22 protein-coding genes are annotated in these 23,133 nt (G+C 68.6%); 12 read left to right on the top strand and 10 right to left on the bottom strand.

The window, feature by feature from the left end; all coding sequences use genetic code 11:
- The first annotated feature begins 38 nt into the window (after nucleotides 1-38).
- Genes AAN986_RS27190 through AAN986_RS27180 form a run of 3 tightly spaced genes read left to right on the top strand, consistent with a single transcriptional unit; the run spans nucleotide 39 to nucleotide 3,040 of the window.
- The gene (locus AAN986_RS27190; RefSeq protein ID WP_206424548.1) at nucleotides 39-1,205 is read left to right on the top strand and encodes a CoA transferase; all 1,167 of its coding nucleotides are present in this window, start codon (nucleotides 39-41) and stop codon (nucleotides 1,203-1,205) included.
- Nucleotides 1,206-1,241: 36 nt separating this feature from the next.
- Nucleotides 1,242-2,246 (top strand): tripartite tricarboxylate transporter substrate binding protein, encoded by a 1,005-nt coding sequence (locus tag AAN986_RS27185; protein ID WP_047219067.1) that lies wholly within the window; start codon nucleotides 1,242-1,244, stop codon nucleotides 2,244-2,246.
- Nucleotides 2,247-2,257: 11 nt separating this feature from the next.
- Nucleotides 2,258-3,040, top strand: coding sequence for an enoyl-CoA hydratase (locus tag AAN986_RS27180; RefSeq protein WP_047219068.1), 783 nt, complete (start codon nucleotides 2,258-2,260; stop codon nucleotides 3,038-3,040).
- A gap of 8 nt (nucleotides 3,041-3,048) precedes the next feature.
- Here the strand turns inward: AAN986_RS27180 and AAN986_RS27175 are convergent, their stop codons facing one another.
- Nucleotides 3,049-3,975: a LysR family transcriptional regulator gene (locus tag AAN986_RS27175; protein ID WP_047219069.1), complete on the bottom strand. Its 927-nt coding sequence runs from the start codon at nucleotides 3,973-3,975 to the stop codon at nucleotides 3,049-3,051.
- Nucleotides 3,976-4,077: 102 nt separating this feature from the next.
- On the opposite strand from AAN986_RS27175, the gene mnmA reads away from it, so the two are divergent.
- Together mnmA and AAN986_RS27165 are read left to right on the top strand one after the other, a co-directional pair.
- Nucleotides 4,078-5,196 (top strand): tRNA 2-thiouridine(34) synthase MnmA, encoded by a 1,119-nt coding sequence (gene mnmA / locus AAN986_RS27170; RefSeq protein ID WP_047219070.1) that lies wholly within the window; start codon nucleotides 4,078-4,080, stop codon nucleotides 5,194-5,196.
- 153 nt (nucleotides 5,197-5,349) lie between these two features.
- Nucleotides 5,350-6,909 carry a serine hydrolase gene (locus AAN986_RS27165; RefSeq protein ID WP_047219071.1) on the top strand — a complete coding sequence of 520 codons (1,560 nt, stop codon included), beginning with the start codon at nucleotides 5,350-5,352 and terminating at the stop codon, nucleotides 6,907-6,909.
- On the opposite strand, the gene AAN986_RS27160 is transcribed toward AAN986_RS27165, so the two are convergent.
- Together AAN986_RS27160 and AAN986_RS27155 are read right to left on the bottom strand one after the other, a co-directional pair.
- Entirely contained in the window at nucleotides 6,878-8,848 is a 1,971-nt protein-coding gene (locus AAN986_RS27160; protein ID WP_047219072.1) for a 7TM diverse intracellular signaling domain-containing protein, read from the bottom strand. The genes AAN986_RS27165 and AAN986_RS27160 overlap by 32 nt on opposite strands.
- 5 nt (nucleotides 8,849-8,853) lie before the next feature.
- The gene (locus tag AAN986_RS27155; protein ID WP_013804635.1) at nucleotides 8,854-9,537 is read right to left on the bottom strand and encodes a response regulator transcription factor; all 684 of its coding nucleotides are present in this window, start codon (nucleotides 9,535-9,537) and stop codon (nucleotides 8,854-8,856) included.
- A 191-nt stretch (nucleotides 9,538-9,728) separates the two neighbouring features.
- Here AAN986_RS27155 and AAN986_RS27150 point away from each other — a divergent pair, with 191 nt between their 5' ends.
- Nucleotides 9,729-10,364 carry a TetR/AcrR family transcriptional regulator gene (locus tag AAN986_RS27150; RefSeq protein ID WP_012202739.1) on the top strand — a complete coding sequence of 212 codons (636 nt, stop codon included), beginning with the start codon at nucleotides 9,729-9,731 and terminating at the stop codon, nucleotides 10,362-10,364.
- A gap of 15 nt (nucleotides 10,365-10,379) precedes the next feature.
- On the opposite strand, the gene paaN is transcribed toward AAN986_RS27150, so the two are convergent.
- Nucleotides 10,380-12,038: a phenylacetic acid degradation protein PaaN gene (paaN, locus tag AAN986_RS27145; protein ID WP_047219073.1), complete on the bottom strand. Its 1,659-nt coding sequence runs from the start codon at nucleotides 12,036-12,038 to the stop codon at nucleotides 10,380-10,382.
- Nucleotides 12,039-12,186: 148 nt separating this feature from the next.
- Between paaN and paaK the strand changes: the two genes are divergently transcribed.
- The 6 genes from paaK to paaE are packed head-to-tail and all read left to right on the top strand — an operon-like array spanning nucleotide 12,187 to nucleotide 17,335.
- Nucleotides 12,187-13,506 carry a phenylacetate--CoA ligase PaaK gene (paaK, locus tag AAN986_RS27140; RefSeq protein WP_349335535.1) on the top strand — a complete coding sequence of 440 codons (1,320 nt, stop codon included), beginning with the start codon at nucleotides 12,187-12,189 and terminating at the stop codon, nucleotides 13,504-13,506.
- 45 nt (nucleotides 13,507-13,551) lie between these two features.
- The gene (gene paaA, locus AAN986_RS27135) at nucleotides 13,552-14,574 is read left to right on the top strand and encodes a 1,2-phenylacetyl-CoA epoxidase subunit PaaA (RefSeq protein WP_012202742.1); all 1,023 of its coding nucleotides are present in this window, start codon (nucleotides 13,552-13,554) and stop codon (nucleotides 14,572-14,574) included.
- Nucleotides 14,571-14,876, top strand: a complete 306-nt coding sequence (paaB, locus tag AAN986_RS27130; protein ID WP_013804631.1) for a 1,2-phenylacetyl-CoA epoxidase subunit PaaB — start codon at nucleotides 14,571-14,573, stop codon at nucleotides 14,874-14,876. The genes paaA and paaB overlap by 4 nt, the downstream gene beginning before the upstream one ends.
- Nucleotides 14,877-14,889: 13 nt before the next feature.
- The gene (gene paaC / locus AAN986_RS27125; RefSeq protein ID WP_047218902.1) at nucleotides 14,890-15,672 is read left to right on the top strand and encodes a 1,2-phenylacetyl-CoA epoxidase subunit PaaC; all 783 of its coding nucleotides are present in this window, start codon (nucleotides 14,890-14,892) and stop codon (nucleotides 15,670-15,672) included.
- Entirely contained in the window at nucleotides 15,672-16,241 is a 570-nt protein-coding gene (gene paaD / locus AAN986_RS27120; RefSeq protein ID WP_047218903.1) for a 1,2-phenylacetyl-CoA epoxidase subunit PaaD, read from the top strand. Before paaC ends, paaD begins: the two co-directional genes overlap by 1 nt.
- The gene (paaE, locus tag AAN986_RS27115; protein WP_047218904.1) at nucleotides 16,238-17,335 is read left to right on the top strand and encodes a 1,2-phenylacetyl-CoA epoxidase subunit PaaE; all 1,098 of its coding nucleotides are present in this window, start codon (nucleotides 16,238-16,240) and stop codon (nucleotides 17,333-17,335) included. The genes paaD and paaE overlap by 4 nt, the downstream gene beginning before the upstream one ends.
- Nucleotides 17,336-17,368: 33 nt before the next feature.
- On the opposite strand, the gene AAN986_RS27110 is transcribed toward paaE, so the two are convergent.
- From AAN986_RS27110 to AAN986_RS27085, 6 genes are all read right to left on the bottom strand, one after another.
- A complete protein-coding gene (locus AAN986_RS27110; protein WP_016449342.1) occupies nucleotides 17,369-18,061 on the bottom strand; it encodes a hypothetical protein in 693 nt (230 codons plus the stop codon).
- A gap of 2 nt (nucleotides 18,062-18,063) precedes the next feature.
- Nucleotides 18,064-18,372, bottom strand: coding sequence for a hypothetical protein (locus tag AAN986_RS27105; protein WP_227469571.1), 309 nt, complete (start codon nucleotides 18,370-18,372; stop codon nucleotides 18,064-18,066).
- 396 nt (nucleotides 18,373-18,768) lie between these two features.
- Complete coding sequence (locus tag AAN986_RS27100; protein ID WP_047218905.1) at nucleotides 18,769-20,292, bottom strand: SulP family inorganic anion transporter; 1,524 nt, start codon at nucleotides 20,290-20,292, stop codon at nucleotides 18,769-18,771.
- 257 nt (nucleotides 20,293-20,549) lie between these two features.
- Nucleotides 20,550-21,047: a hypothetical protein gene (locus tag AAN986_RS27095; protein ID WP_047218906.1), complete on the bottom strand. Its 498-nt coding sequence runs from the start codon at nucleotides 21,045-21,047 to the stop codon at nucleotides 20,550-20,552.
- 86 nt (nucleotides 21,048-21,133) lie between these two features.
- Nucleotides 21,134-21,700, bottom strand: a complete 567-nt coding sequence (gene ssb, locus AAN986_RS27090) for a single-stranded DNA-binding protein (RefSeq protein ID WP_047218907.1) — start codon at nucleotides 21,698-21,700, stop codon at nucleotides 21,134-21,136.
- A 160-nt stretch (nucleotides 21,701-21,860) separates the two neighbouring features.
- Complete coding sequence (locus tag AAN986_RS27085) at nucleotides 21,861-23,036, bottom strand: MFS transporter (RefSeq protein WP_034348262.1); 1,176 nt, start codon at nucleotides 23,034-23,036, stop codon at nucleotides 21,861-21,863.
- Nucleotides 23,037-23,133: the final 97 nt, after the last annotated feature.

Raw genomic sequence — 23,133 nt, 5'->3', positions numbered from 1 at the left:
GATGGACCACCGCGCGCCATGCCGCGAGCATGGAGTCCATGCAACAAACCCATGGATTGTCCGGCGCCCTCGACGGCCTGCGCGTGGTGGACCTGTCCCGCATCCTGGCGGGACCCTGGTGCACCCAGAACCTTGCCGACCTGGGCGCATCGGTGCTCAAGATCGAGCGTCCCGGCACGGGCGACGACACGCGCGCCTGGGGCCCGCCCTTCGTGCAGGCGCCCGGTGGCGAGGCCGTGTCGGCCTACTTCCTGTCTTGCAACCGCGGCAAGCAGTCGGTGGCGCTGGACTTCACCGAGCCGGCCTCGCATGCCTGGCTGCTGCGCCAGATCCGCGATGCCGACGTGCTGGTGGAAAACTACAAGGCCGGCGCGCTGGCGCGCCACGGACTGGACTACGCGGCGCTGGCCGCCATCAACCCCGGGCTGATCTACCTGTCGATCACGGGCTTCGGCCAGAGCGGCCCGTTTGCGCACAAGCCCGGCTACGACTATGTGTTCCAGGGGCTGGGCGGCCTCATGGGCTACACGGGCGTGGCCGATGGCGAGGAGGGCGCGGGCCCGCTGCGCACGGGCGTGGCCGTGGTGGACCTGATGACGGGCATGTATGCCACCAGCGCCGTGCTGGCGGCCGTGGTGCAGCGCCAGCGCACGGGGCGCGGCCAGCACATCGACCTGGCCCTGCTGGACGTGGCCGTGGCCATGAATGCCAACCAGGCGGCCAACTACCTGGTCAGCGGCGAGAACCCGCGCCGCACGGGCAACGCCCATCCCAATTGCGCGCCCTACGAGGTGTTTGCCTGCGAAGACGGGCATTTCATCCTGGCCATCGGCAATGACGGGCAGTTCGCCGCCCTGTGCTCCGTGCTGGGCACGGACTGGCACCTGGACGCGCGCTTTGCCACCAATGCCGCGCGCCTGACCGGCATGCCGCAGCTGCGCCCGCTGTTGCGCGCGGCGCTGGGCCGCTGGCCGCTGCAGGCCCTGACCGATGCGCTGGACACCGCCCAGGTGCCCTGGGGCTGCATCAACACCATGGAACAGGTCTTCGCCCATCCGCAGGTCCGGCACCGCCAGATGCTGCAGACGGTGGAGCACCCGCAGCTGGGCACGCTGAAGCTGGTGCGCAACCCCATGGTGCCGGCCGGCAGCGGCGCCCAGGTGCCGCCGCCGCCCGTGCTCGGTGCGGCGCCGCAGGACCTCTGAATCCCTAGACATCGACAAGCCAAGAAGGAGACAAGGATGACGAAACGCATGAAAGCACTGAAGGCCGCCGTGGCAGCCGCCGCGCTGGCGGCGCTGCCGCTGGCATATGCGGCAGGGGCAGCCGGGGCGGCGGGGGCCGGAAGCTATCCCGAGCGGCCCATACGCCTGGTCGTGCCCTATGCGGTGGGCGGCGCCACCGATGTGATCGCGCGCGTGGCGGCCCGCTATCTGGGCGAGACGCTGGGCCAGCCCGTGGTGGTGGAAAACCGCCCTGGCGCGGGCGGCAGCACGGGCTCGGCCTATGCGGCCAAGCAGCCGGCCGACGGCTACACCCTGGTGATGATGGTGGAGAGCTCGCATGCCGTGAATCCCAACGTCTACGCCAAGCCCGCGTATGACCCGGTGAAGGACTTCACCCCCATCACCAACATCGCCAACGTGCCGGGCGTGATGGTGGTCAGCGCAGGCTCGGCCTACAAGAGCGCCAAGGATGTGAGCGACGCGGCGCGCGCCGCGCCGGGCAAGCTCAACTACGGCTCCTCGGGCAATGGCGGGCTCAGCCACCTGAGCGGTGCGCTGTTCGGCAGCACCACGGGCACCACCCTCACCCATGTGCCCTACAAGGGCCTGGGGCCGGCGCTGAACGACCTGATGGCGGGGCAGCTCGATGTGGTGTTCGACAACATGCCGTCCTCGGGCGCGCTGATCGCAGGCGGCCAGCTGCGTGCCCTGGCCGTGTCCAGCCCCGTGCGCCTGCCGGCCCTGCCCGGCGTGCCCACCTATGCCGAGGCCGGTCTCAAGCCCATGAACGACATGTCCTGGTACGGCCTGGGCGCGCCTGCCAGGCTCGATCCCGCCATTCTTGCCAGGCTCAGCGAAGCCATGCGCAAGACCTTGCAAAAGCCCGAGCTGATCAAGACCATAGAGCAGCAGGGCGCCGTCGTGGACTTCCAGGAGCCTGCGCAATTCAGGCAGACGGTGGAGCGCTCCAACCGCGCCTGGTCCCAGCTGATCCGCGACATCGGATTCGAGAAACTTTGAGGAGATCTGCCGTGCATGCACAAGTGACCTTTCCCACCCCGCAGACCGCCGTGCTCACCATCACCGGCGGCGGGCCGCTGAACATCCTGGGCACACCCGTGATCCGCGCGCTGACCGCGCAATTGGCCGAACTGGCCGAGCGCCCCGATCTGCACTGCCTGGTGCTGCGCGGATCGGGCACGCGCGCCTTCGTGGCGGGGGCCGATATCCGCGAGATGGCGTCGCTCAACGCCGCCTCGGCACGCGCCTTCATCAGCGGGCTGCGCGACCTGTGCAACGCGGTGCGGCATTTCCCCGTGCCCGTGATCGCCCGGCTGCAGGGCCATACGCTGGGCGGCGGGCTGGAGCTGGCCATGGCGGCTGACCTGCGCATCGCGGCCGATGATGCCGTGGTGGGCATGCCCGAGGTCAAGGTCGGCATTCCCTCGGTGATCCACGCGGCCATGATGCCCGCGCAGATCGGTGGCACGCGCGCCAGCTGGCTGCTGCTCACGGGCGAGAACATCGGCGCCCTGCAGGCCGAGCGCTGGGGCTTGCTCAACGAATGCGTGCCCGGCGACCAGCTCGATGCGCGCATCGCGCAGATTGCCGAGGGGCTGGGCGGGATCGGCATCGAGGCGCTGCGCCAGCAAAAGCGCCTGCTGCGCCGCTGGGAAGGCATGGGCGTGGACTCGGCCATCACCGACAGCGTGGCCGAGTTCGGCGCGGCCTTCAACACGGGCGAGCCGCAGCACCACATGAATGCCTTCCTGGAACGCAAGCAGGCCAAGGCCCAGCCCCAGCCCCAGCCCTGAACCCGGGCCTAGGCCTTGTCGGCCAGCCCTTTCAGAAAGCTGCGCAGCCGCTGCGCGGTGGGCGTCAGCGGCCGTTCGCTGGAGCGCACCAGCTGCAGCGGGCGCCGTGCCCAGGTTTCCTCCAGCGGCAGGCAGGCCACCGCATGCGCGGTGCCGAGCCTGCGGTAGATGCTGTGCGGAATGATGGCCAGGCCCACGCCCTGCGAGACCAGCCGCACGATGGAGGTGAAATCGTCCACGTGGATGCGGCAGCGCAGCGGCCGGCCATGGCGCTTGGCCAGCTCGCGCAGAAAGGCGTAGTTGCTGCTGGTCAGCGCCATGCCCACGAAGGCATGGGACAGGGTGTCGAAGAACCGGCAGGAAGGGCCTTCGCCGTCGTCAGGCCTCTCGCCCGGCTGGGGCACCAGCGGATGGCCGGGCGGGGCGATTACCACCAGGCGGTCCTGCGCAAAGGTCTCGCAGGCCACGGCGCCCGCCATGGGCTCGCCCGCGTAGACGCCCAGGTCGGCCTCGCCCTCGGCCACGCTGGCGGCAATCGTCTCGCTGGTCTGCTCGACCAGGGTGAGGTTCACCTCGGTAAAGGCGGTCAGAAACTCGCCGATGTGCGGGCCGATGAAGCCGTGCAGCGAGGAGCTGTTGGCCGCCAGCGTTGCCTTGCCCTGCAGGCTGCTGCCCAGCAGGGCGGCCTCGGCCTCCATGCCGTCGATGGCGGCGAACACGCCGCGCGCATGCTCGAGCATGGCGTGGCCTTCCTCGGTCAGCCGCATGCCCTTGTGCTCGCGCGTGAACAGCTGGCAGCCCAGGGCCTGCTCCAGATTGCGCAGCCGCTGGCTGGCGGCCGAGGGCGTCAGGTGCCGCGCCTGGCTGGCACGCGAGAGATTGCCGGCCTGGGCGATGGCCATGAACAGCTTCAGATCGGTCAGGTCGTAGCGCATGCGGGCGTTTCCTAGGGGGCAAGAGGGCCATTATTCCTGCTGGCGCAGGGCTGCAAAGCCCGTGGCGCGCAGCCTTTGAAGGGCGCTGGGATAATCGCTGCCATGACTAAACACCGCGTCGTGGTGGGCCTGTCGGGCGGTGTGGACTCCGCTGTCACGGCCCATCTCCTCAAGCAACAGGGCCATGAAGTGGTCGGCATCTTCATGAAGAACTGGGAAGATGACGACGACAGCGAATACTGCTCGTCCAATGTCGATTTCGTCGATGCCGCCGCCGTGGCCGACGTGGTCGGCATCGAGATCGAGCATGTGAACTTCGCCTCCGAGTACAAGGACCGCGTCTTCGCCGAGTTCCTGCGCGAGTACCAGGCCGGCCGCACGCCCAACCCTGATGTGCTGTGCAATGCCGAGATCAAGTTCAAGGCCTTCCTGGACCACGCCATGCGCCTGGGCGCCGAGAAGATCGCCACGGGCCACTACGCCCGCGTGCGCCAGAACCCCGACACGCAGCTGTTCGAGCTGCTCAAGGGGCTGGACCCGGCCAAGGACCAGAGCTACTTCCTGCACCGCCTCAACCAGGCCCAGCTGTCCAGGTCCATGTTCCCCGTGGGCGAGCTGAAGAAGACCGAGGTGCGCCGCATTGCCGAGGAGATCGGCCTGCCCAACGCGAAGAAGAAGGACTCCACGGGCATCTGCTTCATCGGAGAGCGGCCGTTCCGCGACTTCCTGAACCGCTACATCAGCAAGGAGCCCGGCAACATCCTCGACGACCGCAACCGCAAGCTGGGCAAGCATGTGGGCCTGTCGTTCTACACGCTGGGCCAGCGCTCGGGCCTGGGCATCGGCGGCGTCAAGGAAAAGGGCGCGCCGCGCGGTGGCGGCGACCATGAGCCCTGGTTCGTGGCGCGCAAGGAGCTGGACACCAACACGCTGCGCGTGGTGCAGGGCCATGACCATCCCTGGCTGCTGTCGCAGTCGCTGCTGGCCGACCAGGTCAGCTGGGTGGCCGGCCACGCGCCCGCCGAGGGCAAGGCCTACGGCTCCAAGACGCGCTACCGCCAGCCCGACTCGCCGGCCCTGATCTCGGGCGCCACGCCCGAGGGCTTCCGGCTGGATTTTCCCGAGCCGCAATGGGCCGTCACGCCCGGCCAGTCGGCCGTGCTCTACGACGGGGACGTGTGCCTGGGCGGCGGCATCATCGCGGCGGTGGATCCGCGCTGATGCAGCACTGACGCGGCACTGATGCGGCATTGATGCGGCATTGATGCCGGGCAGGATTCGGCCCGTCGCGTTTTGCTATCGTCACGGGGGGCGGCACAACCGCCCCTTTTTCTTTTTCCTTTTGTTCTTCACGACAGCACCACAGGAGACCCCATGGCTTCATCGATTCTTGCGCGCCGGCATATTCTGGGAGCGGCCCTGGGCGCCGTGGCCACGGCCGGATGCAACGGCGAGGTGTCCTGGGGCGACCCCATCGATCCGCCCGTGACGGACCGCGTCAAGCGTGCGCTCGATCAACTCGACGGCCAGGTGCGCGCGCAGATGCGGCGCACGGGCGTGCCCGGCGTGGCCGTGGCGGTCGTGCATGAAGGGCGCCTGGTCTATGCCCAGGGCATGGGCGTGCGCCGTCTGGGCTCGTCGCTGGCCGTGGATGCGGACACGGTGTTCCAGCTCGCCTCCGTCTCCAAGTCCGTGGGCGCCACCGTGGTGGCGCAGCAGGTGGGCCAGCGCCGCGTGTCCTGGGACACGCGCGTGCAGCAGGGCCTGCCCTGGTGGACGCTGGAGGATGCCGACGCTGCCCAGCGCATCACCGTGGGCGACATGTATGCCCACCGCTCGGGCCTGCCCGGCCAGGCCGGCGATGCGCTGGAGGAGCTGGGCTACAGCCAGCGCCAGATCCTGGAGCGCCTGCGCTACCTGCCGCTGCGGCCCGTGGGCACCCAGTACGCCTACAGCAACTTCGGCCTGACCACGGGCGCCGAGGCGGTGGCCGCCATCGCGGGCCAGTCCTGGGCGGCGCTGTCGCAGCAGGCCGTCTACGGCCCGCTGGGCATGACGCAGACCAGCTCGCTGTTTGCAGATTTCGAGGCGCGCGCCAACCGCGCGGCCGGCCACCTGCGCGTCAATGGCGTGTGGCAGACGGGGCCGGTGCGCCGGCCCGATGCGCAGTCGGCCGCCGGCGGCGTCAGCTCCACGGTGCGCGACATGGCGCGCTGGATGACCATGCTGCTGGACGAAGGCCGCTTCGAGGGCCGCCAGGTGGTCGATGCGCAGGCGCTGCGCACGGCGCTGTCGCCGCAGATGCTGCAGTCGCCGGCCGGCAACGGCGAGCCTGCGCGCTACTACGGCTTCGGCTTCAACGTGGGCGTGTCCGAGGCGGGGCGCACCACCTACAGCCACTCGGGCGCCTTCGGCACGGGCAGCGCGACCAGCTTCACCGTCATGCCCGAGCTCAAGCTGGGCATCGTGGTGCTGACCAACGGCATGCCCATCGGCGTGCCCGAGATCGTGGTCTCGCAGTTCCTGGACCAGGTCGAATGGGGCCGCCAGCGCCAGGACTGGGAGAGCATCTGGACCAAGCGGCTGGCACCCATCATGCAGCCACATGGCGAGCTGGTGGGCAAGACCCGGCCCAGCTTTCCCCGCCCGCCCCGGCCGCTGGGCGCCTATGTGGGCAGCTACGCCAACCGCTTCTACGGGCCGGCCCAGGTCAGCCTGCAGACGGGTGGCGGTGGACTGCAGGTCAGCCTGGGTTCGCAGCGCATGCTGCTCAGCCACTGGGATGGCGAGGTCTTCAGCTTCGTGCCCGAGGGCGATTCGCCGGGCAGCCTGTCCAAGGCCACGTTCGACGGCAACCAGCTCACGCTGGAGTATTTCGACGATGTGCTGACGCCGGCCGGCGTCAGTGCGGGGATAGGGCGCTTTTCGCGCTGAGGGTGGCCTGCTCCGTGCCGTCGTGCAGGTGATCGCCGGGCACGGGCAGCCAGGCGGCCAGCACGGTGGCACCGGGCTCCGAATCCATGTCCAGATGGCCGCCCAGGCGCTGCAGGCGCGCCTGCATGCTGCGCAGGCCCACGCCCATGCCGGCCTGCTGCACGGCGGACACGTCAAAGCCTGCGCCGTCGTCGGTGATGCGCAGCATCAGCCAATGCGGCTCGGGCCACTGCAACTGCACCTGCACGCACTGGGCGCGGCTGTGCTTGATCACATTGGCCAGCGCTTCCTCCAGCAAGCGCGTCAGCGCCAGGCACTGCAGCGCACCGGGCGGCTGCGGCCAGGCGGCCGGCACCTGCCAGTCGGACTGCATGTCCAGCGCGTCGAACAGGCTGGCAAAGCGGTGGCGCAGCGGCGCGATCCAGGCCTGGGGCGTGTCCGGCACGGTGACGGAGACGCTGGTGCCGCTGTCGATCATCTGGCGCAGGTCGTCGCGCAGCAGCTTGAGCACGGACAGGAACTGGCGGTTGTGCATGGGGGTGCCCGCCTGCTCCACCATGGCGATGGAGCGCACCAGGGAGCCGCCCAGGCTGTCGTGCAGGTCGTGCGCCAGCTGCATCCGTTCCTGCAGCCGCGAGTGGCTGAGCGCCAGCGCATGCTCGCGCGCCAGCGTGCCGCCAAGCTCGTCGCAGGCACGCGCCACGCTGTCGCTCAGCTCCTGGTTGAACTGTTCGATGCGGCGCATGCTGAGCACGAACTGCCGGCCCAGCACCATGGACAGGGCCAGCATGGTCAGCGGTGCGGTATAGGGCATCCAGGGCGTGGCGGGGCCGATCACCTTCTTGAGCGCCAGCATGTCGTGCAGGCCCGCGCACAGGAAGACCAGCAGACAGGCCGCGTAGACCAGGTGGCCCGGCTCGCGCGTGCGCCAGGCGTGCAGCGGAAAGTGCAGCGACACGGCCACGCAGATGCCGAAGTACACCAGGCCGATGTGCAGCACACCGTCCACCAGCGGCCAGGGCGCGAAGATGGCGGCGGCCATGCCGGCCAGCGTCAGCGCCCACAGCAGCTTTTCCAGCCGGGGCAGGTGCAGTTTTCCGAAGCGCCAGGTGAACAGGCAAAAGCTCTGGCTGAACAGCAAAAAGACCAGCAGGTTGCCGCGTGCCACGGCCAGGGTGTCGGGGAAGGGCCAGGCCTCGGTGGCCAGGATATTGGCCAGGAACAGCGCCCAGCAGAAGGCATTGAGCGCGTACCAGCCAAAGGCCTTGCTGGCGCGCCGCTGCAGCCAGGCAAAGGCGAACAGCACGCCCAGCACCAGCGAGACCACGATGTTCATGGCAAACAGCGTGCGCTGGTTCCACCAGGTCTGCGCGTGCCACTGGCGCAGCGCCTCGGGCTCGCCCAGGCGCACCTCGCCCAGGCCGGGCGTCTGCTCGGCCAGGCCGTGCACGCGTATCCACACGCTGTTGGTGCCCGCATGCAGGGCGGATTCGGGCAGCAGCCAAAAGCGCGGCATGTTCCAGCTGCGCGACAGTGGCTCGACCAGGTTCCGGTCGCGCCACAGCAGGTCGCCGTTCACGAAGACCTCGCCGGCCATGACCATGGAGTGCAGGGCCAGCGCCACGGGATCGGCGGCGGCGGGAGCGGTGGCAGCGGCGGCAGGGGGGTGAGCGCAGCCGCGCTGCCAGTCGATGCGGTACCAGGCGGCGCCGCTGTAGCCGGGCCAGCGGTCCAGCCAGTGGTCGGGCAGGGTCACGTTGTGCCAGTCGCGTACCGCGCTGGCGATGGGCGGCGGTCCCTGGCCTGCGGCCTTGGCGGACTGGATGGACAGGATCTGCGGCAGGCAGGCCTGGGCCAAGGCGCAGCTACTGCACAGGAGGACCGCCAGGCCCAGTGCCAGGCACCGCACCGGGCCGAACCACCGGCGCCACCCGCCCATGGCCGTCAGCCCAGCAGTCCGCGCACGCGTGCCGTGTTGACGGCGCGCGTGCGCGAGGACACGGCCAGCTTGCGGTAGATGTGCTTGATGTGGCATTCCACCGTGTAGCGCGACAGGTGCAGCTGCTCGGCGATCTCGCGGTTGGTCAGGCCATCGGCCACCAGGCGCAGGATCTGGCTTTCGCGCGCGCTCAGCGTGGACTCGGTGCCGCTGCTCTCCGGCGTGGCCGGTGCCGCGCCCTGCAGCTCGGCGATCACGCGGCGCGCGATGAAGGGGTCGATGGGGGCGCCGCCGCGCAGCACGCTGCGGATGGACAGCGACACTTCCAGGTCGTCGCGTTCCTTGAGCACATAGCCGGTGGCGCCTGCGCGCAGCGCCGCGAGGATGGCGTCCTCCGTGCTCCAGGCCGAGATCACCAGGATGCCCACGGCCGGGTCTGCGCTGCGCATCTCGGCGATCAGGTCGATGCCGCTGCCGTCGGGCAGGCCCAGGTCCACCAGGGCCAGGGCCACGGGCTCGGCCAGGCAGGCGCGGGCCTGGGCCAGGGAGCCGGCGAACAGCAGGGCATCGGGCGTGTAGCCCAGCTGGCCCAGCACGGACTGCAGCCGCTGGCGGATCAGCGGCTCGTCCTCCACCACCAGCACCGGGGCCGGAAGCGTGGACTCTGGGACAAGCAGGTGGGCGGGCATGGAAAAGGCGTGCGAAGCGGCGGGCGTAAAAAGGGGCAGGATGGCTGCCCGACTGTGGGCGAAGCCCGCATCTTTGCATATCCCTGAAAACTGGTAATCGCGGGGGCGCGCGCCGCTGCGCCGTCCATAATTCCGGCCCGGGCCGCACGGGCGGACCCTGGCAACGACACCTACCGAAAGGACGCCGCCGCATGGCACGCGTACGTGACCCTGCTGGCTACGATGGCCAGCGTGAAATGATCCTCTCCCACGCCGCCCAGCTGTTCGCGCAGCGCGGCTATGCGGGCACCTCCATGAACGAGGTGGCTGCGGCCTGCGGCGTCTCCAAGGCCACGCTCTACCACTATGTGCTCGACAAGCACGACCTGGCCGTGCGCATTGCCGAAGAGCATGTGCTGCGCCTCGAAGCCCTGGTCAACGACACCCTGCAGGCCCATGCCGATCCCGAGCAGCGCCTGCATGCGCTGATCCGCGGCTTCGGCCAGGAGTACGCCCAGGCCCAGAATGCCCACCGCGTGCTGACCGAGGACGTGCGCTTCCTGCGCGAGGAAGACCAGCAGCGCATCCTGGACGTGGAGCGCCGCGTGGTCGCGGCCTTTGCACAGACCATTGCCCAGGTGCGCGGCGAGCCCGCCGACAGCGCCCTGGGCAAGCCCCTGGCCATGCTGCTGTTCGGCATGATCAACTGGACCTTCACCTGGCTCAAGCCGGGCGGCACGCTGGACCATGACGCCATTGGCACCATGGTGTCCCAGCTGTTCTTCGGCGGCGTGCGCGCGGTCAGCGTGCCGGATGGCAAGAAGCCGCGCAAGGCCCGCCAGGCCTAGGCTCGGCCCGGTCCCTTACCACCGGCGCTGCACGACCACGAAGCGGTCGGCCACGAAGGCCAGCGTGGTGTAGCTGGCATTGGCCGCGGGATTGCCGCCCGTGGCATGGAAGTCCGAGAAGCCTGCCGACTGGTTGACCATCACGCCCTGCGTGAGGTTGATGGACAGGGCCACGCGCGAGCGCAGCGCTGAGGCCGCCACGGCATCGACGAAGGCCGCATCCGTGGAGTACAGGCCCAGCGTCATCGCGCCATGCGCGCGCACGCTGCGCTCGGCCAGCTCGCGCGCGGCCTGGGCCGAGGGCACGGCCACCAGGTAGGAGACGGGGCCGAAGCATTCGCGCTCGTAGATGGCGGCGTCCGCCATGTCCAGCGCGCGCAGCGCGGGCGTGCGCACCTCGGCCTGCGGGTACTCGGGATGGGTGAGCTTTTGCGAGGCGCGCACGGCGCGGCCCACGGTGGCGGCCTGTTCCACGCGCTCCACGGTCTGGGCAGAGCCTATGGCGCCCAGCACGGTGAAGGCCACCTTGGGATCGGCCAGCAACTGGTCGATGGCGGCGGCCAGATCGGCGCCGACCTGCTCGAAGCTCTTGTGGCCCTGGTCAGTCTCTATGCCGCCGGCCGGAACCAGCAGGTTCTGCGTGGTGGTGCACATCTGGCCGCTGTACAGCGACAGTGACAGGGCCAGATTGCGCAGCATGCCTGCGTAGGCATCGGTGGACTCGATCACCACCAGGTTCACGCCGGCCATCTCGGCGTACAGGCGTGCCTGCGGCGCGTTGGACTGCAGCCACTGGCCGAAGGCATTGCCGCCCGTGAAGTCGATGGACGCCACGGCCGCGTGCGTGGCCAGGGCCTGGGTCAATTCGGGCTTGTCGCTCACGGCCAGGGTCACGAGGTTGGGGTCCAGACCCTGCTCGGTCAGCACATCGCGCAGCACGCTCACGGTGAGCGCGGCCGGCAGCACGGCGTTGGGGTGGGGCTTGACGATCACGGGGTTGCCCGTGGCCAGCGCGGCGAACAGGCCCGGGTAGGTGTTCCAGGTCGGGAAGGTGGCGCAGCCGATGACCAGGGCCACGCCACGCCCCACGATCTCGAAGCGCTTGTGCAGCACGGCGGGTGCATGCTTGCCCTGGGGCTTTTCCCAGACGGCCTCGGCAGGCACGTCGGCCATGGCCTTCCAGGCCACGGCAATGGCTTCCAGGGCGCGGTCCTGGGCATGGGGGCCGCCGGCCTGGAAGGCCATCATCGCGCCCTGGCCCGTGGTCAGCATCACGGCATGCGCGATCTCGAAGCTGCGCTGGTGAATGCGCGTCAGCGCCTCCAGCAACACGCCGGTGCGGCCCTGGGGTCCCAGCGCCTGCCACGCAGGCTCGGCCGCCTGGGCGGCATCCACCAGCGCCTGGGCATCGCACTCGGGGTAGCGGATGTCCAGGGCCACGCCATAGGGCGATTGCTCGGTGGCCACGCGGGCGCGTTCACCGGGCTGGCGCAGCGGATAGTCCTTGCCGAACAGCGCCTGCACGGCGGCATGGCCCTGGGCCTGGGCGGTCTCGCCATACACCTTGGGCGAGGGCGCCTCGGGGAAGGGCGACCAGTGGCCCCGGCGGGACAGGGCCTGCAGGGCGTCGTCGAGCAGGGGGCGGTGGCGTTCGTAGAGGGCGTGGGCGGGCATGGGATGTCTCCTGGGTTGGAATGTGGCGTCGCTATCAGGGTTAGTACCGGACAACAAGCCTTGTTGCTCAAGAAAGCTGCATCTTATAATCCTACCGTCCGGTCGGTCAATTATTCTGAACCCCTTGCCTCACGACGCCAGAACCCCGATGAACAAAGACCTGCGCCCCGCCCCCGGCGAACTCGACCCCATCGAAACCGCCAGCCGCGACGAGATCGCCTCGTTGCAGCTGCAGCGCCTGCGCTGGTCGCTGCAGCATGCCTACGACCATGTGCCGCATTACCGCCGCGCCTTCGATGAGAAGGGTGTGCATCCGTCCGACCTGCGCACGCTGTCCGACCTGGCCCGCTTTCCCTTCACCACCAAGAAGGACCTGCGCGAGAACTACCCGTTCGGCATGTTCGCCGTGCCGCGCCAGAAGGTGGCGCGCGTGCATGCCTCCTCGGGGACCACGGGCAAGCCCACGGTCGTGGGCTACACGTTGAATGACATCGACAGCTGGGCCAACCTGGTGGCGCGCTCCATCCGCGCGGCGGGCGGGCGGCCTGGCGACATGGTGCATGTGGCCTACGGCTACGGCCTGTTCACGGGCGGGCTGGGCGCGCACTATGGTGCCGAGCGCGCGGGCTGCACGGTGGTGCCCATGTCGGGCGGGCAGACCGAAAAGCAGGTGCAGCTGATCCAGGATTTCCGGCCCGACATCATCATGGTCACGCCCAGCTACATGCAGGTGATCGTGGAGGAGATGCAGCGCCAGGGGATGGACCCGCGCGAGAGCTCTTTGCGGATCGGCATCTTCGGCGCCGAGCCCTGGACCGAGGCCATGCGCCGCGAGATCGAGGGCAAGGCAGGGCTGGATGCCGTGGACATCTACGGCCTGTCCGAAGTCATGGGCCCGGGCGTGGCCAGCGAATGCGTGGAGAGCAAGGACGGACCGGTGATCTGGGAAGACCATTTCTACCCCGAGATCATCGACCCCGACACGGGCGAGGTGCTGCCCGACGGCAGCGAGGGCGAGCTGGTCTTCACGTCGCTGTCCAAGGAAGCCATGCCCATCATTCGTTACCGCACGCGGGACCTGACGCGGCTGCTGGCGCCGACTTCGCGCAGCTTCCGGCGCATGGGCAAGATCGTGGGGCGCAGCGACGACATGATGATCATCCGCGGCGTCAACGTCTTTCCGACCCAGATCGAGGAAATCGTGCTGGCCAATGCCAGCCTCACGGGCCTGTACCAGATGCACATCAGCCGTGAAGGCCTGCTGGACACCGTCGAGGTGCACTGCGAGCTGCAGCCGCAGCGGCGCGGCCTGGGCGATGCCGAGCGCGGCGAGATCGCGCAGTGGGTGCAGCAGCGCATCAAGACCCTGGTGGGCATTTCCACGGCGGTGCGCGTCTTCGATCCCGACACCATCGAGCGCACGCAGACCGGCAAGGCCCGGCGCGTGTACGACAAGCGGCCGCGTTGAGGCACCGCCGGCCGTCGTCAACCATTTCATTCAAGGAGATCGCACATGTATACCCAGGCCATGGACACCATGGGCAAGGAAGCGGGCGATGGCGGCAAGGCCGTGCGCTCGGCCGACGAAATGCGCCTGCAGCAGCGCTTTGACGAGCGCATCGATGCCGGCGAATTCATCGAGGCCAAGGACTGGATGCCCGACAACTACCGCAAGACGCTGCTGCGCCAGATCAGCCAGCACGCGCACAGCGAGATCGTCGGCATGTTGCCCGAGGGCAACTGGATCAGCCGCGCACCCACCCTCAAGCGCAAGGCCATCCTGCTGGCCAAGGTGCAGGACGAGGGCGGCCATGGCCTGTACCTCTACGCGGCCGCCGAGACGCTGGGCAGCAGCCGCGACCAGATGCTGCACGCGCTGCACACGGGCAAGGCCAAGTACAGCTCCATCTTCAACTACCCCACGCTGACCTGGGCCGACATGGGCACCATCGGCTGGCTGGTGGATGGCGCGGCCATCATGAACCAGGTGCCCATCTGCCGCTGCTCCTATGCGCCCTACGCGCGCGCCATGGTGCGCATTTGCCGCGAGGAGAGCTTTCACCAGCGCCAGGGCTACGAGGCGCTGCTGACCATGATGCAGCAGGGCACCGAGGCGCAGAAGGCCATGGTGCAGGACGCCGTCAACCGCTGGTGGTGGCCGTCCATCATGATGTTCGGCCCGCCCGACGACCAGTCGCCCAACAGCGCGCAGTCCATGCGCTGGGGCATCAAGCGCATCTCCAACGACGCGCTGCGCCAGAAGTTCATCGACGCCACGGTGGACCAGGCCAAGGTGCTGGGCGTCACCCTGCCCGATCCCGACCTGAAATGGAACGAGGCCCGCCAGGCCCATGACCATGGCCCCATCGACTGGGACGAGTTCTGGCGCGTGATCGCCGGAGACGGCCCCTGCAACCGCGAGCGCCTGGGCGCACGCGTCAAGGCCTGGGACGAAGGCGCCTGGGTGCGCGAGGCCGCCCTGGCCCATGCCCGCAAGCAGACACAGAGAAACCAGACCCGCAAGGAGGCCGCATGACCACCGCCGAACAGAACATCACCAACGAATGGCCGCTGTGGGAAGTCTTCGTCCGCAGCAAGGCCGGCCTGGACCACAAGCACTGCGGCAGCCTGCATGCGGCCGACCCGCAGATGGCGCTGCAGATGGCGCGCGATGTCTACACGCGGCGCCAGGAGGGCGTGAGCGTCTGGGTGGTGCGCTCGGACCAGATCGTGGCCAGCGACCCCGGCGACAAGGACATGTTCTTCGACCCGGCCCAGGACAAGGTCTACCGCCATCCGACCTTCTACCAGCTGCCCCCCTCGGTGGACCACATGTGAGCGGGGAGCTGCCATGAACGCCTCCGCCTCCTCCATCTCCATCGACGCCCGGCCCGAGGTGCAATACCTGCTGCGCCTGGGCGATACCTGCCTGATCCTGGCCCAGCGCCTGGGCCAGTGGTGCGGCCACGCGCCCATCCTCGAAGAGGACATCGCCATGACCAACATGGCGCTGGACCTGGTCGGCCAGGCGCGTGCGCTGCTCACGCGCGCCGGCCAGCTCGAAGGCCGCGCGCACGACGAGGACCAGCTCGCCTTTCTGCGCGACGAGCGCGACTACTTCAACGCCACGCTGGCCGAGCTGCCGCGCGGCGACTTCGCCTTCACCGTGCTGCGCAACGCCATGGCCGCCACCTGGCTGCGCCTGATGTGGGAGCGCCTGGTGCACTCCAGCGACGCCGAGCTGGCCGCCATCGCCGCCAAGGCGCTCAAGGAGGCGCGCTACCACGAGCAGCACGCGGGCGACTGGGTGGTGCGCCTGGGCGACGGCACCGAGGAATCGCGCCAGCGCATGGAGGCGGCGCTGGCCCAGCTGTGGCGCTATGCGGCCGAGCTGTTCACCGACGACGCCACGGACGCTGCCGCGCGCGCCAGCGGCCTGGGCCCGGCCTGGTCCGAGCTGCGCGAGCCCTGGCAGGCCGAAATGGCCGCCCTGCTGCAGGAGGCCACGCTGGACATGCCGGCCGAATCCGCCTTCCGCAGCACGGGCCGCAACGGCGTGCACAGCGAGCACATGGGCTTCATCCTGGCCGAGATGCAGCACCTGCAGCGCGCCTATCCGGGCGGGGTGTGGTGATGGCTGCCGCACGGCTTGTGGCCGTCACATCCGCCTCGGCCGAGCGCGAGCGCCTGGCCTGGGCCGCGCTGCAGGACGTGCCCGATCCCGAAGTGCCCGTGATCTCGGTCTGCGAGCTGGGCATCGTGCGCGAGGTCCATGCCCTGCCCGAAGGCCAGGGCATGGAGATCGTGCTCACGCCCACCTACTCGGGCTGCCCGGCCACCGAGGTCATAGAGCGCAGCGTGCTCGATGCCATCGAGGCCGCAGGCCTGGGCCCCGCGCGCGCCGTGCTGCGCCGCGCCCCGGCCTGGACCACGGACTGGATCAGCGACGACGGCCGGCGCAAGCTGCGCGAATACGGCATCGCGCCCCCCGGGCGCTGTGGCGACGCCGGCCTGCCGGAGGGCACTTCGCCCATCCGCCTGGTGCGCCGCCGCCAGGGCATTGCCGTGCCCGAGCCCGTTGCCTGCCCGCACTGCGGCAGCGTGCACACCGAGCGGCTTTCGGCCTTTGGCGCCACGGCCTGCAAGGCCCTGCACCGCTGCCTGGACTGCCGCGAACCCTTCGAACACTTCAAGCCGATATGACCACGACCACGATGTTCCACCCGCTGCGCGTGCGCAGCATTGCGCCCGACACGGCCGAGGCCGTGGTCGTCTCCTTCGACGTGCCGCCCGCGCTGCGCGAGGTCTTCGGGTTCACCCAGGGCCAGTACCTCACCCTGCGCCACCAGATCGACGGCCAGGACCTGCGCCGCAGCTACTCCATCTGCGCAGGCGTGGATGACGGCGAGCTGCGCGTGGGCGTGCGCAAGGTGCGCGGCGGCCAGTTCTCCAACTGGATCAACGAGCATCTGCGCCCCGGCGACACGCTGCAGGTCATGGCGCCCCAGGGCCGCTTCTTCGTGCCCATCGAGCCCGGGGCCGCGCGCCACCATGTGGGCATCGCCGGCGGCAGCGGCATCACGCCCATCCTGTCCATCATGAAGACCGTGCTGGCGCGCGAGCCCGCCAGCCGCTTCACGCTGATCTACGGCAACCGCCAGCTGCAGTCCACCATGTTCAAGGAGGAGATCGAGGACCTCAAGAACCGCTACATGTCGCGGCTGTCGCTGCAGCATGTGTTCTCGGACGAACACACCGACCTGCCGCTGAACATGGGCGTGATGGACCGCAGCAAGATCGCCGAATTCCTGCAGGGCGTGGTGCCGGCCGCGCACATCGACCATGTCTACATCTGCGGACCCTTCCAGATGAACGACGAGGCCGAGGCCGCCCTGCTGGCCGCCGGCGTGCCCGAGGAGCGCATCCACATCGAGCGCTTCGGCGTGGCCCTGCCGGCCGCAGGCCAGGGCACGGTGGGCGCCGTGGTGCACGAGGCCCAGCCCGGCGACGCCGCCACCGCCCGCATCACCCTGGTGCGCGACGGCCTCTCGCGCGAGATCCCCTTCACGCGTGGCCAGGCCAGCATCCTGGACGCGGCCTCCTCGGCCGGGCTGGAAGTGCCCTATTCCTGCACCTCGGGCGTCTGCGGCACCTGCCGCGCCAAGGTGGTCGAGGGCGAGGTGCGCATGGAGCGCAACTTCGCCCTCGACAAGAACGAGGTCGCCTGCGGCTTTGTCCTGACCTGCCAGGCGCATCCGCTGACCGAGCGCGTGGTGCTGTCGTTCGATGAGCGTTGAGGGCGCCTGCGTTCTGGCGCAGGGCAGGAAGACTCAGGGAAACAGTGTCGAAAGCATGTGCTTTGGCACTGGCAGCCCATCAGATGCTTCGATGAAGTGCAGACCCTTGGATGCGGGCTGTATGGACTGAAACGCGGAAGGAAAGCGGGGCAGCTGCACATGGTGCTTGCTCTTGCATTCCTCGCAGGCATGGAACTGCGGCTGGAAGACTTTGTTTTTATGGCTTCCCACGGGACCGTTGGCATCCCAGACGGCCAGCGATGCCTCGGTGGAAACCGGCTTGCACAGATTCTTCCAGTCCAGTGCCCCGTGCACGACCATGTAGAAGCCAATCAGGTTGGAAACCAGGTCTTCCTGGCTGAATCCACTGTCTGTGAGGAGCGACATGGATGCCTGCAGGCTCTCGAAGCCCATTGAAACCTCCATGAATATGGCCAGGGCCACGGAGCGCTTCGCTGAAAGAGACAGGCCTTTCTTGACGAGATAGAACTTGGCAAATTCCTGGGTCAGGCCAAAGCGCCCCATGGATTGCTTGTATTGAATCAGATGGCTGTCGGAGTGACCGGGAATCCCGATGCCACGCTCATGCAGTATGTCTTTCCAGAGATAGGCCGCACTGGCGTAGCGATTGCGATGGCTCTCGACCGATTGGAGGTGGCCCAGGTCAATCCATCCGCAGTTGCAGGTATAGATGAGTCTTCGGGGTATGTGGGATCTGCTGGACATGTTCAGTCGTAATGGGTGAGCGTGACCTTGCACAGGCCTGTTGCGATTGCCTGGGTGACCGCCAGTACGGCAACTTCGCCGGCCGATGACGCGTATTGCGCGTATTGGACAAGGCGCTCTCCCTCGGGGACAAACGATGCGGCGGCATTTCCGGCTTCGATGGATCTCTGGTGGAAATCCTTCTGGCGCAGGTAGCTGGTGAGGGCCGCAGTGGCCTCGGTGATGTCCTTGGCGCTGGTCTCGAAGGTCATCTCGGACTGCGGGGGCTTGTTGCCATCACCGACGGAGCCGAAGTAGGTGGGCTGCGCCATCGTCCCTGTCGCTGGCGCATTGCGTATCAGGGAAGAGATGCCTACGTAATATCTGAGCGATCCCCGCTCAGGCGAGTAGTCCTCCTGGGAGATGAGAAACCCATACACGGCCAACCAGGATGCGGATGCGGCAAAGACCAGGAGGACAAGGCCCAAGATAACGGATCTGAGTCGCATGGAAGAGATGGAACGGGTTCGGGGAGGTGACAGCGGTCCAGATCCTAAATGAGCGGGCTGGAATCTTTATTTCAAAAGAGTAACTCTTTGAAATAGAGAATTTTCTGAATGCCACATTCGATATTTGACGGATTTCTCTTTGCGAAAGAGCAGACCGCGTCTGCCCCAGGAAAGCCAGCGGTCTGCCAGCGCTGGAAAACCATGCCCGGGGCAGGTTTCCTACTCGATGCCGATATCCAGCCGTGACACCAGTGCCCGGCCGTGTTCGTTCAGGCCCGTCACCTCGACCGTGCTGCCGTGCTTGCGCAGGCGCTGGCAGACCTTGTCCAGCGCATTGACGGCCGTGATGTCCCAGAAATGGGCGTTGGTCAGTTCGATGCGCACGGGCCGGCCTTCGATGTCCCGCACGTCGAAGGCATCGACCAGCTGATCGGCCGAGGCAAAGAAGACCTGGCCCGAGACGCGGTAGGTCAGGCCTGCGCCGTCCTGCGTCTTCTCGACGGACAGCAGCCTTGAGACCTTGAAGGTGAAGAACACCCCGCTGAGCAGCACGCCGACGCCCACGCCGGCGGCCAGGTTGTCCGTGGCCACGGTGACCACCACGGTGGCCAGCATCACGGCGCTGGACAGCTTGGGATGCCTGAGCAGGGCGCGGGCCGATCCCCAGTCCAGCGTGGAGGCCGACACCATCACCATGATGGCCACCAGCGCCGCCACCGGCACCTGGGACACCCAGGGCTTGAGCAGCACCATCAGGATCAGCAGGAAGGCGCCCGCGAACAGCGTGGACAGCCGGCCGCGGCCGCCGTAGCGCACATTGCCCACGGTCTGGCCGATCATGGCGCAGCCGGCAATGCCGCCGAACAGGCTGGCTGCGATGTTGGCCACGCCGATGCCGCTGCACTCGCGGTTCTTGGAGCTGGGCGTGTCCGTGAGTTCATCGACCACGCTGGCCGTCATCATGGACTCCAGCAATCCCACCATGGCGATCGCCAGCGCGGGCAGGGCGATCAGGCGCAGCGTCTCCAGCGACCACGGCACCTGCGGCAGCCCGAAGCTGGGCAGGCCGTCCGGCAGCAGGCCCAGGTCGGCCACCGTCTTCAGGGGCAGGTCCAGCCAATTCGCCGCCACCGTCAGCACCACGATGCAGACCAGGGGCGAGGGCACGGCCGTGGTCAGCCGGGGCAGGCCGTAGATGATCAGCAGGCCGGCGCCCACCACGGCCCAGGTGGCGGCATTGGCGCCGATCAGGTGCGGCATCTGGGCCGAGAAGATCAGGATGGCCAGCGCATTGACGAAGCCCGTGCGCACCGAGCCCGACACATAGCGCATCAGCACGCCCAGGCGCAGCAGGCCGAACAGGATCTGCACGGCCCCCGCAAGAATGCCGGCCGCAAAAAGATACTGCACGCCATGGGCATGCACCAGCGGAGCGGCCACCAGGGCGACCGAGCCCGCAGCCGCCGACACCATGGCCGGGCGCGCGCCCGTGAAGGCGATGACGATGCTGATGATGAAGGAGGCGAACAGCCCGACGGCAGGATCGACGCCAGCCACGAAGGAAAAGGCGATGACCTCGGGGATCAGCGCAAAGGTGGCCACGGCGCCGGCCATGAGCTCGCGCGGAATGCTGGGCGCCCACTCGGCGCGAAAGGGATGGGGGTGTTTCGACATGGAAATGGCCAGCCCCGCCGCGCTGGATGTGACAGGGCGGGGCAGGATTTTGTAGACGGGAATGAACATGCCGGGCGTCGGGCGATGCCCGAAACAACCTGGCGGCTTGTACGGTTCGGCCGTGCTACGGCGGCGCCAGGCGGGTGCAGCCCGAGCGCCGGCTCTGCGAGCCGCGCGCGATGCGGGCCAGCGTGAAGCTGTGAAGGCGTGCGGCATCGCGGCTGCGCGCTTGGCGAGCCTCGGGTTGACGGTGCCGGTGGATTGAAATCACGGGCGCGATTGTACGAGGGGGTGCTGCCTGCCGCGGGATGGACCCCTGGCCGCAATCAGTCGTAGTGCGCCATGGTGGCGCGGTAGCGCACAGGGCCTTGCTCGGCCGATGAGGCCTGCACCACTTCCACGTAGACGACTTGGCCCGAAGACGCCGTGTACCTGGCATGGCGAACGCGCCGCCCCATGCCGTAGGAGGGGCCGGGCGTTTCGTCGTCCGCACTCCGGGAATAGCCTTTGCCGAGCAGGTAGGCATCGAAGGCGTGCGTGGCGGGGCCAATGCTTGCGAACTCCACGTCATAGGATACCAGGCCGTGTGGCGGCTTGTTGCCGTCGCCCACGGTGCCGAAGTACTCCGCCTTGCCCAGCGCGCCCACCAGCGGCGCATGGCGCACCAGGGACGAGATGCCGATGTAGTAGGTGAAGCTGCCGGGCTCGGGCGTGTAGTCCTCCTGCGAGATCAGGCAGAGGGCTGCAGCCAGCCAGCCGAACACGGCCAGCGGCAGGCACAGGACAAGACTCCACAACAGGGTTCTGGCACGCGGCAGGAGCATGGGATTTGTCGTCGGGCGCCTGGAAAAACAAAACCCGCTTTCCGGGGAAAGCGGGTCTGGATGCTCAAGAACCTTGATGGTCCGAATCAGAACGGAATGTCGTCATCCATGTCGTCAAAGCCCGAGGCTGCGCGCTGCGGCGGGGGTGCCATGGGTGCGGGGGCGGGGCGCTGGGCAGGGGCCTGGCGCGGGGCAGGCGTTGCCATGGGGGCAGGGGCCGGGCGGCGCTGTTGCTGCTGGGGAGGGGCGTCGTAGCCGCTGTCGCCATAGCCTTCATCGCCATAGCCGCCGCCTTGCTGGCCACCGCCGCCGCCTTGGCGGCTGCCCAGCATCTGCATGGTGTCGGCGCGGATTTCGGTGGCGTAGCGTTCCTGGCCGGAGGCCTGGTCGGTCCACTTGCGCGTGCGCAGGCTGCCTTCGACATAGACCTGGCTGCCCTTGCGCAGGTACTGGCCCACGATTTCGGCCAGGCGGCCGTTGAAGACCACGCGGTGCCACTCGGTGGCTTCCTTGTTCTCGCCCGTGTTCTTGTCGCGCCAGCGGTCGGTGGTGGCGATGGTCACGTTGGCCACCTGATCGCCACTCGGGAAGGTGCGCATTTCGGGGTCGCGCCCGAGGTTGCCGACGATGATGACCTTGTTGACGGATGCCATGAGTGAAATACCTTTACAGAGAGAAGTGGCCCGGGCATAGAAGGATGGATCCCGGGCCAGACGCGCCATTGTGCCGCAAGCCGTCTGCCGATGGCAGGGGGCGGATATCCCGTGGCAACCGCCTGTGGCGGCGGCTTGTAACCGTCTGAAAATCCGCCGTTCAGCCGTGGCGGCCCACGGGGCGCAGCGGCCAGGTGACGACCAGCCACAGCACGGCCAGGACGCTCGTCAGGGTGAACAGGCCCGGCATGCCGGCCCATTTGGCGACGGCGCCGCCCAGCGCGCCGCCTGCGAACAGGCCCAGCGATTGCAGCGTGTTGTAGGCGCCCAGCGCCGCGCCGCGCAGCGGAGCCGGCGCCATGCGCGAGACCAGGCTGGGCTGGGTGGCCTCCAGCGCGTTGAAGCCGCAGAAGAACACGAACATCAGCACGGCCATGGCCCACAGCGGCGGCTGCGTGCCGCCGGCCGCCAGCAGGCCCAGGCCGATCTGCACGAGGGTGATCAGGGCGATGGCGCCCAGCAGGGCCGCGCGCAGGCGCCCGCGCCGCTCCATGGCGAACAGGCCGCCCATGGCGGCGAAGGACAGCACCACGGCCGGCAGGTAGACATGCCAGTGCGCCTGCTTGTCCAGGCCTGCCTGCACCAGCATGGCGGGCACGGCCACCCACATGGACATCTGCACGGTGTGCAGCACGAACACGCCCAGGTTCAGGCGCACCAGGTCGCCATGGCGCCACAGCTCGGCCATGCGGCCGCGCGGCTGGTCGGCGTGGCGCGCGGGCTCGGGCGGGACGACCCAGAGCACGACGGCAATGCCCGCCAGCGCCAGGGCGCAGGTCAGGCCGAAGATGCCGGGCAGCCCGCCCCAGGCCGCCAGCAAGGGGCTGAGCACCAGGGCCAGCGCGAACATGAGGCCGATGCTGCCGCCCACCATGGCCATGGCCTTGGTGCGCACGCTGTCGCGCGTGAGGTCGGCCAGCAGCGCGGTCACGGCGGCCGAGACGGCGCCCGCGCCCTGCAGGCCCCGGCCCCACATCAGGCCCAGCAGCGAGTCGGCCGTGGCCGCCAGCAGGCTGCCCGCCGCAAAGACCAGCAGCCCGGCGACGATGACGCGCTTGCGCCCGAACCGGTCCGAAGCCAGGCCCAGCGGCAGCTGGAACACGGCCTGGGTGAGCCCGTACAGGCCCATGGCCAGGCCGATCATGGCCGGATCATCCCCGCCCGGGTATTTGCGCGCCTCCAGCGCGAACACCGGCAGCACCAGGAACAGGCCCAGCATGCGCAGCGCAAAGATCAGCGCCAGGCTGGCGCTGGATCGGCGTTCCTGCGAGGTCATGCGGCCCGATGCGGCCGAGGAGGGGGCTGGCGCCTGGGCGCCGTGGACGGGTGTGGGGGAATCGAGCACGGGGTGCACTGTTGTGGGGGCAAGCAAT

It is taken from the genome of Delftia sp. DS1230 (genome assembly GCF_040112715.1).
Classification (GTDB): Bacteria; Pseudomonadota; Gammaproteobacteria; order Burkholderiales; family Burkholderiaceae_C; genus Comamonas; species Comamonas tsuruhatensis.
This window is presented reverse-complemented; position numbering and strand designations above follow the sequence as displayed.

Coding starts and splice junctions, on each gene's coding strand:
- paaE (WP_047218904.1), top strand. CDS start 16,238: ATGACCACGACCACGATGTTCCACCCGCTGCGCGTGCGCAGCATTGCG.
- AAN986_RS27160 (WP_047219072.1), bottom strand. CDS start 8,848: ATGGGCGGGTGGCGCCGGTGGTTCGGCCCGGTGCGGTGCCTGGCACTG.
- AAN986_RS27100 (WP_047218905.1), bottom strand. CDS start 20,292: ATGTTCATTCCCGTCTACAAAATCCTGCCCCGCCCTGTCACATCCAGC.
- AAN986_RS27085 (WP_034348262.1), bottom strand. CDS start 23,036: ATGACCTCGCAGGAACGCCGATCCAGCGCCAGCCTGGCGCTGATCTTT.
- mnmA (WP_047219070.1), top strand. CDS start 4,078: ATGACTAAACACCGCGTCGTGGTGGGCCTGTCGGGCGGTGTGGACTCC.
- ssb (WP_047218907.1), bottom strand. CDS start 21,700: ATGGCATCCGTCAACAAGGTCATCATCGTCGGCAACCTCGGGCGCGAC.
- AAN986_RS27095 (WP_047218906.1), bottom strand. CDS start 21,047: ATGCTCCTGCCGCGTGCCAGAACCCTGTTGTGGAGTCTTGTCCTGTGC.
- paaD (WP_047218903.1), top strand. CDS start 15,672: ATGGCTGCCGCACGGCTTGTGGCCGTCACATCCGCCTCGGCCGAGCGC.
- AAN986_RS27175 (WP_047219069.1), bottom strand. CDS start 3,975: ATGCGCTACGACCTGACCGATCTGAAGCTGTTCATGGCCATCGCCCAG.
- AAN986_RS27190 (WP_206424548.1), top strand. CDS start 39: ATGCAACAAACCCATGGATTGTCCGGCGCCCTCGACGGCCTGCGCGTG.
- AAN986_RS27150 (WP_012202739.1), top strand. CDS start 9,729: ATGGCACGCGTACGTGACCCTGCTGGCTACGATGGCCAGCGTGAAATG.
- paaA (WP_012202742.1), top strand. CDS start 13,552: ATGTATACCCAGGCCATGGACACCATGGGCAAGGAAGCGGGCGATGGC.
- AAN986_RS27185 (WP_047219067.1), top strand. CDS start 1,242: ATGACGAAACGCATGAAAGCACTGAAGGCCGCCGTGGCAGCCGCCGCG.
- paaB (WP_013804631.1), top strand. CDS start 14,571: ATGACCACCGCCGAACAGAACATCACCAACGAATGGCCGCTGTGGGAA.
- AAN986_RS27110 (WP_016449342.1), bottom strand. CDS start 18,061: ATGTCCAGCAGATCCCACATACCCCGAAGACTCATCTATACCTGCAAC.
- paaK (WP_349335535.1), top strand. CDS start 12,187: ATGAACAAAGACCTGCGCCCCGCCCCCGGCGAACTCGACCCCATCGAA.
- AAN986_RS27155 (WP_013804635.1), bottom strand. CDS start 9,537: ATGCCCGCCCACCTGCTTGTCCCAGAGTCCACGCTTCCGGCCCCGGTG.
- AAN986_RS27165 (WP_047219071.1), top strand. CDS start 5,350: ATGGCTTCATCGATTCTTGCGCGCCGGCATATTCTGGGAGCGGCCCTG.
- AAN986_RS27105 (WP_227469571.1), bottom strand. CDS start 18,372: ATGGCGCAGCCCACCTACTTCGGCTCCGTCGGTGATGGCAACAAGCCC.
- paaN (WP_047219073.1), bottom strand. CDS start 12,038: ATGCCCGCCCACGCCCTCTACGAACGCCACCGCCCCCTGCTCGACGAC.
- paaC (WP_047218902.1), top strand. CDS start 14,890: ATGAACGCCTCCGCCTCCTCCATCTCCATCGACGCCCGGCCCGAGGTG.